This is a genomic window from Deltaproteobacteria bacterium, from assembly GCA_016709225.1.
GTDB lineage: Bacteria > Myxococcota_A > Polyangia > Nannocystales > Nannocystaceae > Xiheibacterium > Xiheibacterium phototrophicum.
The window spans coordinates 187,199-201,509 of record JADJEE010000002.1; the positions used below are offsets into that span (position 1 = coordinate 187,199).

At 71.2% G+C, this 14,311-nt stretch carries 11 protein-coding genes; 8 read left to right on the forward strand and 3 right to left on the reverse strand.

What is annotated here, in order from left to right:
* Window positions 1-6: 6 nt before the first annotated feature.
* Entirely contained in the window at window positions 7-1,791 is a 1,785-nt protein-coding gene (locus tag IPH07_14970; protein ID MBK6918692.1) for an AMP-binding protein, read from the forward strand.
* Window positions 1,792-1,802: 11 nt separating this feature from the next.
* Here IPH07_14970 and IPH07_14975 read toward each other — a convergent pair whose 3' ends face one another.
* On the reverse strand, window positions 1,803-3,218 hold the full coding sequence (locus tag IPH07_14975) for a VCBS repeat-containing protein (protein MBK6918693.1): 1,416 nt from the start codon (window positions 3,216-3,218) through the stop codon (window positions 1,803-1,805).
* Window positions 3,219-3,298: 80 nt separating this feature from the next.
* On the opposite strand from IPH07_14975, the gene IPH07_14980 reads away from it, so the two are divergent.
* From IPH07_14980 to IPH07_14990, 3 genes are all read left to right on the forward strand, one after another.
* The gene (locus tag IPH07_14980) at window positions 3,299-4,558 is read left to right on the forward strand and encodes a DUF4147 domain-containing protein (GenBank protein ID MBK6918694.1); all 1,260 of its coding nucleotides are present in this window, start codon (window positions 3,299-3,301) and stop codon (window positions 4,556-4,558) included.
* Window positions 4,555-5,574, forward strand: a complete 1,020-nt coding sequence (locus IPH07_14985) for a D-glycerate dehydrogenase (protein MBK6918695.1) — start codon at window positions 4,555-4,557, stop codon at window positions 5,572-5,574. Before IPH07_14980 ends, IPH07_14985 begins: the two co-directional genes overlap by 4 nt.
* A 171-nt stretch (window positions 5,575-5,745) precedes the next feature.
* On the forward strand, window positions 5,746-5,943 hold the full coding sequence (locus IPH07_14990) for a cold shock domain-containing protein (GenBank protein MBK6918696.1): 198 nt from the start codon (window positions 5,746-5,748) through the stop codon (window positions 5,941-5,943).
* A 138-nt stretch (window positions 5,944-6,081) separates the two neighbouring features.
* On the opposite strand, the gene IPH07_14995 is transcribed toward IPH07_14990, so the two are convergent.
* On the reverse strand, window positions 6,082-6,747 hold the full coding sequence (locus IPH07_14995) for a bifunctional 4-hydroxy-2-oxoglutarate aldolase/2-dehydro-3-deoxy-phosphogluconate aldolase (protein MBK6918697.1): 666 nt from the start codon (window positions 6,745-6,747) through the stop codon (window positions 6,082-6,084).
* Between the two features lie 173 nt (window positions 6,748-6,920).
* On the opposite strand from IPH07_14995, the gene IPH07_15000 reads away from it, so the two are divergent.
* From IPH07_15000 to IPH07_15015, 4 genes are all read left to right on the forward strand, one after another.
* On the forward strand, window positions 6,921-7,778 hold the full coding sequence (locus tag IPH07_15000; GenBank protein ID MBK6918698.1) for a hypothetical protein: 858 nt from the start codon (window positions 6,921-6,923) through the stop codon (window positions 7,776-7,778).
* Between the two features lie 130 nt (window positions 7,779-7,908).
* Window positions 7,909-9,033, forward strand: a complete 1,125-nt coding sequence (locus tag IPH07_15005) for a hypothetical protein (GenBank protein MBK6918699.1) — start codon at window positions 7,909-7,911, stop codon at window positions 9,031-9,033.
* A gap of 51 nt (window positions 9,034-9,084) precedes the next feature.
* The gene (locus IPH07_15010; GenBank protein MBK6918700.1) at window positions 9,085-9,765 is read left to right on the forward strand and encodes a DUF4336 domain-containing protein; all 681 of its coding nucleotides are present in this window, start codon (window positions 9,085-9,087) and stop codon (window positions 9,763-9,765) included.
* 46 nt (window positions 9,766-9,811) lie between these two features.
* The gene (locus IPH07_15015; protein MBK6918701.1) at window positions 9,812-11,908 is read left to right on the forward strand and encodes a UvrD-helicase domain-containing protein; all 2,097 of its coding nucleotides are present in this window, start codon (window positions 9,812-9,814) and stop codon (window positions 11,906-11,908) included.
* Between the two features lie 76 nt (window positions 11,909-11,984).
* On the opposite strand, the gene IPH07_15020 is transcribed toward IPH07_15015, so the two are convergent.
* Window positions 11,985-14,291 (reverse strand): hypothetical protein, encoded by a 2,307-nt coding sequence (locus IPH07_15020; protein MBK6918702.1) that lies wholly within the window; start codon window positions 14,289-14,291, stop codon window positions 11,985-11,987.
* Window positions 14,292-14,311: the final 20 nt, after the last annotated feature.

Consider the following 14,311-nt stretch of genomic DNA (forward strand, 5'->3'; position numbering starts at 1 on the left):
GAAGCGATGTCCGAGAAGCGCACGGTGATGCAGGTGATGGAGTCGACGGCCAAGGTCCACGGCGAGAAGCCGGCACTGCGGCACAAGCAGGGCGGCACCTGGCGCACGACGACCTGGGCGGAGTACCGCAACCACGCCCGCGCGGCCGCCAAGAGCCTCATCAAGCTGGGCCTCGAGCCCGGCAAGGGCGTCGCCATCATCGGCTTCAACTGTCCGCAGTGGGCCATCGCCGACGTCGCCACGATCTATGCCGGCGGCGCGCCGGCGGGCATCTACACCACCAACTCCGCCGATCAGTGCAAGTACATCGCGGGCCACAGCGAGGCCCAGGTCGCGGTGGTCGAGAACCGCGAGCAGCTCGCGAAGTTCAAGGAGGTCTGGAAGGACCTCCCCCACCTGCGCGCGATCGTCATGATGTATGGCGACGACGGCGACGACAACGTCTACAGCTGGACCGAGTTCCTCGAGCTCGGCAAGGACGTCGCCGACGATGACCTCGAGCGTCGCATCAAGGCCCAGAAGCCCGACGACGTCTGCACGTACATCTACACCTCGGGCACCACCGGCGATCCCAAGGCGGTGATGATCAGCCACGACAACATCACCTGGACCGCCAGCGCCTCGCTCGAGATGCTGGGGGTTCAGGAGGGCGATCGCGTGATCAGCTACCTGCCGTTCTCGCACATCGCCGAGCAGGTGGTGTCACTGCACGGGCCGATGGCCGCGGGCATGTGCACCGCGTTCGCCGAGAGCATGGACAAGCTGCGCGACAACCTTCGCGAGGTGCGGCCGACGATGTTCCTGGGCGTGCCGCGCGTGTGGGAGAAGATGCAGGCCGGCATGGTCGCCAAGGCCGCGCAGAACAGCAACCTCAAGAAGAAGCTCGCGGCGTGGGCCCGCGGCCAGGGCCTCGCGGGCGGCTACGCCGATCAGAAGGGCGAGTCGAAGCCGCTGCTCTTCGGGCTCGCCGACAAGCTGGTGTTCTCGAAGGTCCGCGATGCGCTCGGGCTCGACCAGTGCCGCATCTGCGTGACCTCGGCCGCGCCCATCTCGAAGTCGACGCTCGAGTTCTTCCTCAGCCTGGGCATCCCGATCATGGAGGTCTACGGCATGTCGGAGTGCACCGGGCCCGCGACCATCTCGCTGCCCAACAAGTACAAGACCGGCTCGGTCGGCAAGGTCATGGGCGGCACCGAGATCAAGATCGCGCACGACGGCGAGATCTGCATGCGCGGCCGCCACGTGTTCAGGGGCTACTTCAAGAATCCCGCCGCCACCGCCGAGGCGATCGACGCCGAGGGCTGGCTGCACTCGGGCGACATCGGCGAGTTCGATGCCGACGGCTTCCTGCGCATCACCGATCGCAAGAAGGACCTCCTCATCACCGCCGGCGGCGAGAACATCGCGCCGCAGGTGCTCGAGGGCAAGCTCAAGGGCATCCCGGTGGTCTCGCAGGCGGTGGTCATCGGCGACCGGCAGAAGTTCCTCGCCGCACTGCTGACCATCGATGACACCCGCCTCGACGACGTGCTGCGCGAGTCGGGTAGCCCCGCCAAGACGATGGCCGAGGCCGCCAGCTGCCCCAAGGTCGAGGCGTGGCTGCAGGCCCAGGTCGACGAGATCAACAAGACCCTCGCCCGCGTGCAGACGATCAAGAAGATCAAGGTGCTGCCCGCCGACCTCTCGATCGAAGGCGGCGAGCTCACGCCGACCATGAAGGTCAAGCGCAAGGTCGTGAACACCAAGTACGCCGACGCGATCGCGAAGTTCTACGAGGGCGCGGCGGACTGACGGCCGGGCGTTCAGCCCGAGCGCAGGTGCACCCACGCCGACTCGCCGTCGCTGACCGCGACGTCGAGTCGGCCGTCGCCGCTGAACTCGCCGACATCGATCATCCGGATCGCACCGGCGGAGTTGGTCTGCCCCACGCAGACCACCAGGTCGGGGCTGGGCGAGGGCTGCCCGTAGCCGACCATGAGGACGCCGTTTTCGCCGCCGCCGACCACGTCGGCGTAGCCGTCTTGGTTGATGTCGCCCGCGCTGACCACATCGATGGGCTGTGGCCACGACGTGAACATCCACGGGTTGCCGACGAACAACGAGCCCGGCCACATCGTGACCAGGCTGACGCCGTTGACCGACTCGATGCCGATGAGGTCCTCGCTGCCCTGGCCGTCGAAGTTGGCGACCGCCAGCGCGCGCTTGTAGGGATACACGCCGGTGTACAGCTCGAACGCCGAGAACGGGCCGTCCTGCATCGCGTAGGTCTCGTAGCTGTGCAGCGCCACGTCGGGCAGCCCGCTGCCGTCGAGATCGCCGGGCACCAACGAGACCGTGGCGTCCCACACGTACTCGGCGCTGCTGAAGCCGCCGAGCCCGTCGTTCCACATCACGTAGGTCGCGTCCTGCTCGCCGAACAGCACCACGTCGAGGGTGCCGTCACCGCCGAAGTCGACCAGCTCGATCTGCGCACCCGCGGCGTTGGTGGGCAGGTTCACCGGCGCCCAGCCGCCTCCGTTACCGTCGTTGAGCAGCACGTGCGCGGTGCTGCCACCGTCGCTGCCGGCGTACACGATGTCGAGGTCGCCGTCGTTGTCGATGTCGCCGGCCGCGACGTCGGTGACGCTCGGGACGGCCGCAATCACCTGCAGGCCGCCGCCCGCGTCGGCGATGCCGATCGTGCTCACGCCGCTCACCACCAGCTCCTGCCCCGGCCCGGGTCCGAGGTCCGCGAACGCCAACGCGGTCACACCGTCGCCGAAGCTGGGAATCGGCAGCAAGAAGGTGAGATCGACGCTCTCGCACTCGGCCTCGGGCTCGACGTACTGGCACTGGTTGTAGAGGCACGCCTGGCCCGGCGCGCAATCGACGTTGTCGAAGCACTCGTAGTACCAGCCGCACTCGAAGCCGCAGCAGGTGTCGTAGCAGCAGTAGCCGTCGGCGCAGTAGCCGGTGTACTGGCACACGCCGTCGATGCAGTCGTAGCCCGGCGGGCAGTCACCGGGGATGCAGCCCGGTGCGGTGGTGCTGGGCGAGGTCGTGCTCGGCGAGGTGGATACCGTCGTGCTCGGACTCGAGTCGTCGGTCGGGCCCTCGGCGGTCGCATCTGCGCTGTCGGTATCGGTGCCGCCGAGCGGAACGATCGGTCCGCAGGCGCACAGCAGTGCCATCGGCACACCCAGGTTCCACACCGAAGGATCAAGCGTCGACCTACCCATGCAACGGACATGATAGGCGCATTCGCGGCCGCTCGCCAAGCGGCGGCCCCGGACTGGCGGCTCGCGTTACGATGGCATGCGTGCAGCTCGACCCAGGCGCCCGCATGACCGCTCGGGCGCTCGTTCGACGCGGCGTGATGCGTGCACGGGGCGCTGATGCGCTGGCGCTGCGCTGGAGCAGCGAGCTCGGCGCCGCCCTCGACGCCGTGCTGCTCGCCGTCGATCCCGTGCTCGCGATCGGCGGCTGCGTCGCGAGCGATGACGGGGGCGTCCGCGTCGGTGACCACCACTGGCACCGCGCCGACGGGGCAGTGGTGCGCGTGGTCGGCCTGGGCAAGCCCGCGCCGCGCATGGTCGCGGCGCTCGTCGACGCGCTGGGCGGCGACGTGCACTCGGCGTGGGCGGTCGGCAAGCACGATCACGAGGGCATGCAGCACACGGTGCTGGTGCGGCGCGGCGGCCATCCGCTGCCGGATGCGGGCAGTGTGTCGGCCGGACGCGAGCTGCTGGCGATCGCCTCGCGCGGCCGGCCGGACGACCTCCTGTTGATCGCGATCGCCGGCGGCGCGTCGTCGTTGGCGTGCGTGCCGGCGCCCGGCGAGACGCTGGCGACGATGCGCGAGCACATCGCGGGCCTGATGGCGTGCGGCACACCGATCGCGGAGCTCAACGCGGCCCGTGGCGCGCTCGATCGCCTCAAGCACGGGGGACTGGCGCGCGCCGCCCACTGCCATGTCATCGCGCTGGTGCTGGTCGACGTGCCCAGCGCAGACGTGCGCGTGGTCGGCTCGGGCGTGGCGTGGGCGCCGGAGCGCGACGTGCCCCACGTGGTGCTGGCCGACAACCGCACCGCGGTCGCGGCCGCGATCGCGAGCCTGACCGCCGTCGGGCGGCGCGCGTGCGAGGGCCCAGAGCTGGCCGGCGACGCCTTCGCGTGCGGCCGTGCGCTGGGCCTGTCCGCGCTCGAGCTGCGCGCGGGCGAGGCGATGGTCTGCGGCGGCGAGACCACCACGGTGCTGCGTGGCGACGGCAAGGGTGGCCGCACGCTCGAGCTCGCGCTCGGGGCCGCGACCGTGCTGGACGGACGCGGCGATCGGGTGTTGCTCGCATTTGCGACCGACGGTGACGACGGCAACAGCGGCGCGGCGGGGGCCATCGTCGACGACCGCACCGGCTCACGCATCGCCGCCGCGGGCCTGTCGATGGACGACGCGTTGTCGCGCAGCGACGCCGATGCGATCCTCGCGGCCCTGGATGATCGACTCGTGACCGGCGCGACCTCGACCAACGTCTGCGACCTCGTGATCGTGCTGGCCGACCCGCGCGACGGTGCGCCGTGACGCGCCCTGTCGTCATCGTGACCCGCAGCTTGCCGCCGGCGTGGCTCCGGGCGCTGGCCCACTGCGAGCTGGTGATCGGCCCCGACGATCCGCCGCCGCCCGCGACCGTCGCGGGCACGCCATGGGCCGGCCGCGGTGCATGGTGCGAGCGCACGTGGTCGCGGCTGGGCGAGGCCGACGCGATCCTCTCGTTGCTGACCGAGCCGATCGACGCCGCGGTGCTGGCCGCCGCGCCGCGGCTCGCGGTCGTCAGCAACATGGCCGTCGGCGTCGACAACATCGACGTCGCGGCCTGTGCGGCCCGCGGCATCCCGGTCGGGCACACGCCCCACGTGCTGACGCAAGCCTGTGCCGACCTCACGCTCGCGCTGCTGCTGGCCCACGCGCGCGGCCTGGTCGGCGCGGCCGCGGACGCGCGAGCCGGCGCCTGGACCACGTGGTCACCGACCCGCTGGCTCGGCCGCGACCTCGAGGGTGCGACGCTCGGCGTCGTCGGCTACGGCGCGATCGGACGCGCGGTCGCCCGCCGTGCCCACGCCTTCGGCATGCGCCTGCTGGTGCACACGCGCAGCCCGATCCACGCAGCGCCGGACGATCCGCCGCTGCAGTCGGTGGCGCTCTCGGAGCTGCTCGCGGGTAGCGACGTGGTCACGCTGCACGTGCCGCTGTCGCCCACGACCCGCGGCCTGATCGGCGCCGATGCGCTCGCGGCGATGCAGTCGCACGCGGTGCTCATCAACACCTCGCGCGGCGGCGTGGTCGACCAGGACGCGCTCGTGGCCGCACTGCGGGGGGGCCACATCGCCGGCGCGGCCCTCGACGTCACCGATCCGGAGCCGCTGCCCCCGGGCCATCCGCTCTACGCGATGCCCCAGGTCTTGGTGCTACCGCACATCGGCTCGGCCACCGTTGGCACCCGTCGACGCATGGCCGAGCTGGCGTGCCTCAACGTCTGCGCGGGCCTCCAGCGCCATCCACTGCCCCATGCCGTCACTTCGTGGGACCGCAGCCGGTGACCACGGCGACGACCCAGCGGGCCCTCGCGCCCACCCGCCCGCGCGAACACGGACGCCCCCCGGGGTAGACACCGCCGCCGGCCCGGGGTAGTCGAACACCTCCGTCTGTGCTCGACCCGTCGCTGTTGGCGTGCCGGTCCCTTCGGAACTCTCGGCAGAAAAGATCACGAAATGTCTGAAGGTACGATCAAGCGACTCACCGACAAGGGCTTTGGATTCATCGACGCCGGTGGTGGCAAGGACATGTTCTTCCACAACTCGGCCGTCCAGGGCACCAGCTTCGAGCAGCTCCGCGAAGGCCAGAAGGTCACGTTCACCGAGGGCGAGGGTCCCAAGGGCCCGCGCGCGGAGAACGTCCGCCCGGTCTGACGTCGCGGGCGGATGCCCGGGACGGACTCGCGAGCTCGAGTCCATGCGCGCAGTGGGACCGCGAACGTCGCGGTGTCGCTGCGCGCAGCCAATTGAGGGCTCGTCGGAGCGCGCCCGAGCGTCGAGCGCGGGGCCTCATCAGCGCGACGCCGGCCCGCGCAACCGCACGACGTCCCGGATCGCCGCCACGCGGTCGTGCACCGCGGCGAAGTCCCCCGTCGCGAGCCAATCCGGGCGGAACACGTCGCCGACCAGACCGACCGCGAGCGCGCCAGCGTCGAGCCACTCGCCGACGTTGTCGAGCGTGACGCCGTGGGTCGGCACGACCGGCAGGAATGGCAGCGGGGCCAGCACCGCGCGCAGCCACTCGGGCCCGCCGGCGGGTGACGGGAACAGCTTGAGCGCGGTCGCACCCGCGCGGTGGGCCGCGAGCATCTCCGTCGGCGTGTGCACGCCCGGGATCACCGCCACGCCGGCGTCGCGCGCGGCCGCGATCACGTCGGGATCGAACACCGGCGACACCACGAAGCGCGCCCCCGCAGCGACCGCGTCGTCGAGCTGCGCGCGCGTGAGCACGGTGCCCGCGCCGACGATCACCGACTCGCCCGCTGGCGTCGTGCGATCGCCGAACGCCGCGATCAGCTCGAGCGCGCCCGGGGTCGACAGCGTGAACTCGCAGATCCGCACGCCGCCATCGATCGCCGCCTGCATCGCCTGCGCCGCCACCTCTCGCGCGGTGGCCCGCACGATCGCGCAGGTGCGGTGGACGGCGAGGTCGGCGACGAAGCGCTCGGGCGTGGTCACGCCGGGGAGCATAGCGGCACGCGATGCGGGCCGCGGCGCCGTGCGAGCCCGCCCGTGCCGCGCCGCCCGCGACGCCGCGCGGTGGATCCCAAAGCCTTTGCCCCGCGCCCCGGGTCGGGGGCACGATGCCGGAGGCGCGCACGACCGACCCGTCGTCCGCGCGGCTTCGCCCGATGCTCACCGCCGCCGTCCTGCTCCTCGTCCTGCACGCACCGCCGCCGGCGACCGACGACGATCCGCGCGCGTTCGAGGGCGCGCGCGCGGTCCCCGGTGATGCGCAGGCCTCGACGGTGGCTGTACCGCACGAGCCCGACGCCGCGATGGGCCCGGCCGACGCCGCACGGTCGCCGACCACCGCAACCGACGCGAGCGCGAGCACGGACGCGAGCGTGAGCACCACCGCGAGCGCGAGCACCACCGCACCGGCGTCATCCACGACCCCCGCCAAGGACCGCAAGGCTCGAAGCTACCCGCGGCTCGTGCTCGCCGGCGGCGCGCTGGCGGGGCCGCATGCGTTCGGCAACGAGGAGTGTCGCAGTGAGCAGGTGAAGTGCGAGGCCCACGGCACGTTCTTCGGCCTCGGGTTCGGGGCCGAGCTGCGCGCGCGGCTGTACCGGCCGCTGTACGCCAACCTGCGCGGCATGTTCGTGGGCAACGTATCGACCCGCGATCCCATCTACCGCGGCCTCGTCGGCGGCGCGATCGGTGTCGGTGCCTATGGCCGCCGCGTGTTCGCGCGCGCGGAGTACCTCCTGCTCGGTGCATTCGGCGACAACCACTACTCGCGCCCGTTCGGCACCGGCGAGATCGGAACCGATCGCTGGGGGCACCACGCAGGCGTCTTCAGTGCGGGCGCACGGCTGCCGCTTCGACCGCGGCTCGCCGCCGAGCTGTGGGGCGGCTTCATGCTCGGCCCCCGCTCGGTGCGAACGCTGCCCGACGAAGCGCCGGAGCGTCGCACGCTGCTGACGTTCCTCATCGGTCTCGGCGTCAGCTACGACCTGATCCCGGATCGTTCGCAAGAACGTTAGCGCGGTCGCGAACAAAACTCGATCGACGCGGTGATCGATCGACCAGCCGTGCCCACTGGAGAAGGGTGTCGCGCGACGAGTCGCGACCGCGAGCCGCTTCGGCGCGCGAACCCAAAGCCAGGACGTAGCCATGCGCACCATCTTTGTATCGATGTCCCTCGCGGCGGCAGGATGCCTCGCGGCCTGTGGATCCACGATCGTCGTCCACGATCGTCTCGCCTGTGACAGCGGCGGCGACCCGAGCTCGTCGAGCGGCGAGGTCGGTAGCTCGGGCAGCGACGGCGGCTCCACGGCCGGCGGTGGCTCGCAGGGCAGCTCCGGCGATGGCAGCGAGAGCTCGAGCACCGGCGGCGAGGGCTCCAGCACGGGCGACGCGGGCTCGACCGGTGGCGACGATCCGAGCGCGCCACCGCAACCGACCGCGACCTGCCCCACGCTGGTCGACGGCACGGTCACCTTCTGCCCCGCGGGCTTGGCGGGGTGCCGCGACGCGGTGCTCGTGGGTGTGTCGACCGCGGATGGCGGCGGCCCGTTGGCGCTGCACTGGCACGGGACCTATGCCACACCCGCGGCGGTGCTGGCCTCCGACTCCGCTGCGATCGCGGTGCACGACATGACGCTCGACGAGCACGGGGTCATGGCGCTGCCGGTCGCCGACGCCGACGCGCTCGCGCGCAGCGGCAACGCCTACCCCTACCCGTGGTGGATCATCTGCGATCCCACCGAGTCCGACTGCACGCGCGAGGATGACTTCCTGCTCGCGCGCGAGATCGTGGCGTGCGCCGTCGAGCAGGAGCTCGTCGACCGCACGCGCCTCACGGTCTCGGGCTTCTCGGCCGGCGCGGTGATGACCTCACACATCCTCGATCGCGAGGGCTACTACGCCGCTGCGGTGAGCTGGTCCGGCGGCCTCCCGGTCGCGTACCAGCCCATCACCCCGATCGGCAGCAGCACCGCAGTGCTGGCGATCCACGGCGGCGCGACCGATGTGTTCTGCGCCAACGGCCACTGCACCGACTTCGCGGCCAACTCGGCCGCGCTCGCGACCACGCTCGCGGCCGCCGGCGACGTCGCGGTGCTGTGCAATCACGGCGGCGGGCACTCGTCGTCGATGGGCTCCGAGGGCGCGAGCTTCCTCGCCCTCGCGGACGCGACGACGACCCATCCATGGGCAGCGTACCCGTTCGGGGCCCCGCCGCAGACGCCCGGCAGCGGCGGTGCGTGGACCCTGGACCACTACTGCAGCGCACCGTGACGCGCGGCGGCTGCGACGGCGGCGGCCCGACGTGCGTGGTAGATCGCTCGCATGCTCGAAGCCGTCGCCCCGGACCTGTGGTGTGCCGCCGTCGACCTGCGCTTCTTGGGCGTGCACATGGGCACGCGGATGACGGTCGTGCGCCTGGGCGACGGCACGCTGTGGGTGCACTCGCCCATCGCGATCACCGACGCGCTGCGGGCCGAGGTCGACGCACTCGGCGAGGTCGCGCACCTGGTCGCGCCGAACCTCTTCCACCACCTGTTCGTCGGACAATGGAAGGCGGCGTACCCCGACGCGACGATGTGGCTGGCGCCTGGGCTCGAGCGCAAGCGTCGCGATCTCGTCGCCGATCCGCATGGGGTCGTCACGCTCGGCACCGCGCCGCCGCCGTGGGGCGCCGAGATCGCGCAGGCCCCCCTGACCGGCTTCTCGTTCCACGAGGTGCTGTTCCACCACCGCGCGTCGCGGACGCTCGTCAGCAGCGATCTGCTGGAGAACTTCAGCGGCTCGCCGTACGTGTTCACCCGCGCGTACCTCAAGCTCGCGGGGCTGTACGGACGCGTCGGCGTCAGCCGCGTGCTGCGGTGGGCCTACCGCGATCGCCCCGCGGTCAAGGAAGCGCTCGCGCGCGTGCTTGCCTGGGACTTCGATCGCATCGTGATCGCCCACGGCGCGATCGTCGAGCACGACGCGAAGCGAGCGCTGGCCGAGGCCTACGCGTGGCTGTGATCGCGGCTTGCCCGGGGTCACGGGTTGGGTTAACACCCTGCCTCCGATGGTCGATCTCTCCGGCCTGAATCCCGCGCAGCGCGAGGCGGTGATCTGCACCGAGGGCCCACTGGTCGTGCTCGCGGGCGCCGGCTCCGGCAAGACCCGCGTCATCACCCATCGCATCGCGTACCTGCTCGAGCTCGGGGTCCCGGCCGAGCGCATCGTCGCGGTGACCTTCACCAACAAGGCCGCCGGCGAGATGCGCGATCGCCTGGCGAAGATGGTCGGGTCGCGCACCGCGAAGGCGCTGGTGCTCGGCACCTTCCACAGCATCGGCGCCGCGATGATGCGCAGCGAGCCCGAGACCTTCGGGCTCGACGCCGGCAGCTTCTCGATCCTCGATCAGGGCGACGTGCTCGGCATCGTGCGCGGGCTGTTGCGCGAGCACGGCCACCATGGCGCCGACGACCGCCGCTTCGACGTCGCCGGCGTCACCCAGCGCATCGGCCTGTGGAAGAACGCGTTCTTCACGGCCGCCCAGCTCGAGCGCGAGATCGTCGACGAGTACGACGTGGTCGCGGCGGCCATCTACGACGCCTACGAGGACCGCCTGCGCAGCCTCGGATCGGTCGACTTCGACGACCTGGTGTGCCTGGTGGCGTCGTCACTGGCCCGCAACGACGAGGCCCGCGAGCGCTGGCGGGGCCGCTTCGACTACCTGCTGGTCGACGAGTACCAGGACACCAACACCGCGCAGTTCGAGATGCTCGCGCAGCTGTGCGGGCCGCCACACAACCTCTGCGTCGTCGGCGACGACGACCAGGCCATCTACGGCTGGCGCGGCGCGAAGATCGAGAACATCCTGTCGTTCACCCACAGCTTCCCGGCCGCCACCACCGTGAAGCTCGAGCAGAACTACCGCTCGCGCGCACCGATCCTCGAGTGCGCCAACGCGGTCGTGCGCAACAACCAGAATCGCAACGACAAGACCCTCATCCCCACCCGTCGCGGCGGCGAGCCGGTCGACGTGGTGGTCGCAGCCGACAGCGACCAGGAGGCGCAGTGGGTCGGTCGGCAGATCCGCAAGCTGGTGGTCGAGGACCGCCGCAGCGCCGACGAGGTGGCGGTGCTGTACCGCTCGGCGTCGCAGGGCAAGGCCATCGAGGAGCAGCTGCAGCTGCACGGCATCCGCTATCGCGTGCTCGGCGGGCAGTCGGTCTACGACAAGAAGGAGATCAAGGACGCACTCGCGTACCTCAAGACCATCGTCACGCCGCGCGACGAGCTGGCGCTGCGACGGGCACTCGAGACGCCGCCGCGCGGCATCGGCCGCCAGAGCATCGAGCTGCTCAAGCGCCACGCCGCCGCCCGCGGGGTCTCGCTGCAGGACGCGGTGCACCACAGCCACGAGGTGCAGGGCCTGAACTCCCGCGCCCAGAACGCGCTCTCGCAGTTCTCGGCGATGATTCGTCGCGCGCAGCAACAGGCCCGCGCCGAGGGCAGCGCGGCGACGGCCCTGCGCGGCGTGCTGGACGAGATCGGCTTTCGCGATCACGTGCGGCGCGAGATCGGCTCCGACGGCGCGACCGAGGCCCGCATGTCGGGCGTCGAGTGGCTCGCGGCCTCGGTCGAGCGCTACGAGCAGCGCCGGCGCGAGGCCGGCGCGAAGCCGCAGTGGTCGTCGTACTTCGGCACGGTCTCGCTCGACAGCTCGAGCAATGACCCCGATGCCGAAGCGGCGCCGCCGACCGGCGAAGTCACGCTGTCGACGCTGCACAGCGCCAAGGGCCTCGAGTGGGAGTTCGTGTTCCTCGTCGGCGTCGAGGAGGGCACCATGCCCCACCGCCGCGTCGCCGCGCCGCGCATCAGCGACGCCATCGCCGGCGACCTCGAGGAGGAGCGGCGGCTCTTCTACGTCGGCATCACCCGCGCGCGCGAGCGTCTGTGGCTCACCCGCGGCGCCGCCCGCCTCGATCGCGGCCGCGAGCTGCCGCGGGCGCCGAGCCGCTTCCTCGACGAGCTGCCGCCGGAGTTCATCCGGCCCTACGAGATCGCCAAGCAAGAGGAGCTGTCGTCGGATGCGATCGGCGACATGGCGGCCGCGTTCCTCGCGATGAGCAAGCCCGAGGAGCCCGCGCCCACCGCGAAGCCGCGGGCGTGAGGGCTGCGGGCCGCTCGACATCCGTCGTGCCACCCGTGGTTGCGTTGCCCGTCGATCGACGCGGCACCCGATTCGATCAGGGAACGTCCCCGTGCGGGAACAGCCCGTTGGGTGTCTGGGCCTGGCTCGGGAACATGACGTCCTGGGCATCCGCGCCGCTGGAGAGCCGCGCGTCGATCGCGGCCCATGCGTCGCCGAGGGGATTGTCGGGCAGCACCGGATCCTGGAGGCCGCCGTACGGCACGCACTGGCACGAGATCGGATCGAGCACCAGTTCGTCGCCGCAGTCGGTGTAGTTGCCGCACGCGCGGACAGCCACGCCACCGAGTTGGACCGCGGGAAGACCACCGTCGGCGCACCAGCAACTGTCGGGCTCGAGGCAGTGCATGAGGTTACATGGGCTGAACGACGACCCGCCCGGACCGCCACCGCCGACGGCATATGCTGCGCATTCGTCGACCTCGTCGACCGGCGCATCGGGGTTCGGGTAGGCCTTGCGCGGGTCCTTCCACGGCTCGAAGCCAGCGAGATCGTGCTTGTGGCTGCCGGGATGGCTCAGCTCGTCGAGGCACTGGAGCGTAGCGTCCATCGCACGCCGGAACACCGAGCAATCGTTGCCGTCGGGCGCCGGCATCTGATTGTTGCTGCGCGGGAGCACTGGCTCCTCGTCCTCGCCGAACTCGACCACCGTGGCTCCGCGGCCGCCGATGTAGTCGTGTTGATCCGCCGCGGGCACGCCGAGATAGGTGAGCGCCGCGTGCATGATCTCGTGCACGATTGCGCCGAGCACCTGCTCGTACGGATACTGCTGGAACGCCGAGTCCTGCACCCAGATGGTGTGCGTGGCGGCGTCGTAGCACGCAGTCGCGTGCTCGCAGCCGCCGCCGAAGTTGTAGGCTCCGAAGTTCACCGTCGCTGAATTGCCGAAGTCCACGGCAGCCCCCACCTCGCGGGTGGAGCCGGCGACGACCTTGGCGAGCGAGAGGTCAGCGGCCACGCTGGCGTCGTTTCGCGCCTGCGCGCGTGCGAGCGCCGTGGTCGCCCGGTACTCGGCGGCCTCCGCCGCCGACGCCGACGGCTCGGTGTTGACCGGACCGGACTGGGCGGTCGGATCCTCGCAGAACTCGGGGATGTCTTCGCATGTGAAGTGATGCCCCGGGGCAAGGCCCCCGTCTTCGGTCAGGGGATTCGAACGACAGGCGGGATCGAGCACGCCGGTGCCTCCGCCAGCGTCGAAGCTGATCGTGCGCATCTCCTCGATCAGGATCGCATTGCCTTGACCCACGCAGTCGACCGAGGCTTCGAACGCGTCTCGCTGGTCGAGCAGGCACTCGAACAGATCGTAGGGCGGCGTGGTCCAGGGCATGTTCACCGGCTCGAGGACGCCACCGCACATCGCCATGAAGTCTGCGTCGGTATAGTGCTCACCGAACACCACGTGGTCGCGCGCGCCCTCCGACTCGGCATTCGCGCTGCGCAGCACGAGCTCGAGTTCGTCGGTGCTGCGCACGGGCCACAGCGCCTTCTCGAGCGGCGTGGCCTCCACGGCCGTGACCTCACGCATCGCATCCGCATGGGCGAGCACCGCGTCGCCGTGGAGGGGTCGGTAGCGGAGCTCAGCCTCGACGCCGTGCGCGAGGCCGTAGCGACCCCAGCGTTCGACGCCGGGGTCGGCGGGCGCAAGCTGGTCGAGCGCCGGCGCCGACTCGCCACACGCAACGCCCGCGGTGCACACCCACTCGTTGTGGGCCAGGGCCAGCCAGTTGCACACCCCGAGGCCGAAGCGTCGCGGGTCGGCGAACATCGCCAGCATCTGCTGTTCGCTGGGGGCGCATGCGGTGGCCGAGCAGGTCTCGGAAGGCAGGCGCACGAGCGACCCGGTCGTGGGTCGCAGCACCAGCATGCCGATGTCGTCGGTGGGGAACTTGTGGAGCGCCGCCTGCAGCTGCGGCTGATACAACCGCATCAGGCTCGCCACGTACGACGTGCGCGTGAACATGAGCTGATCGACGATCAGCGCCGCAGGATTGAACAGGGCCGCGAGAGCACGGTTGCGTTCGTCCGTGGGCAGCGCGACCGCGCGCCGCATCGCCTCACCCACGGCGAAGTCGAGCGCGCGCATCCCGGGCAGCCCCAGACAGTACAAGCGGCGCTGGAACTCCGCGAGCGCCGCGACCGCGCCCCCGAAGTCGGCGCGGTCGATCGCCTGGAGGTACCCGCGGATCTCGTCGAGGTGATCCTGGCCGCCGCCGCAGCGCGGATCCTTGGCCACGCTTCTCGCGACGCGCACGGGGTAGTCGTGAAGGGTGATCGACTCGGTCGCGGCGAGTACCTCCTCGGCGTTCGTCGCGGACGACGACGCTCGCGCATGCTCGTCGGCCATCCCAGCTTCGTCGGCGACGG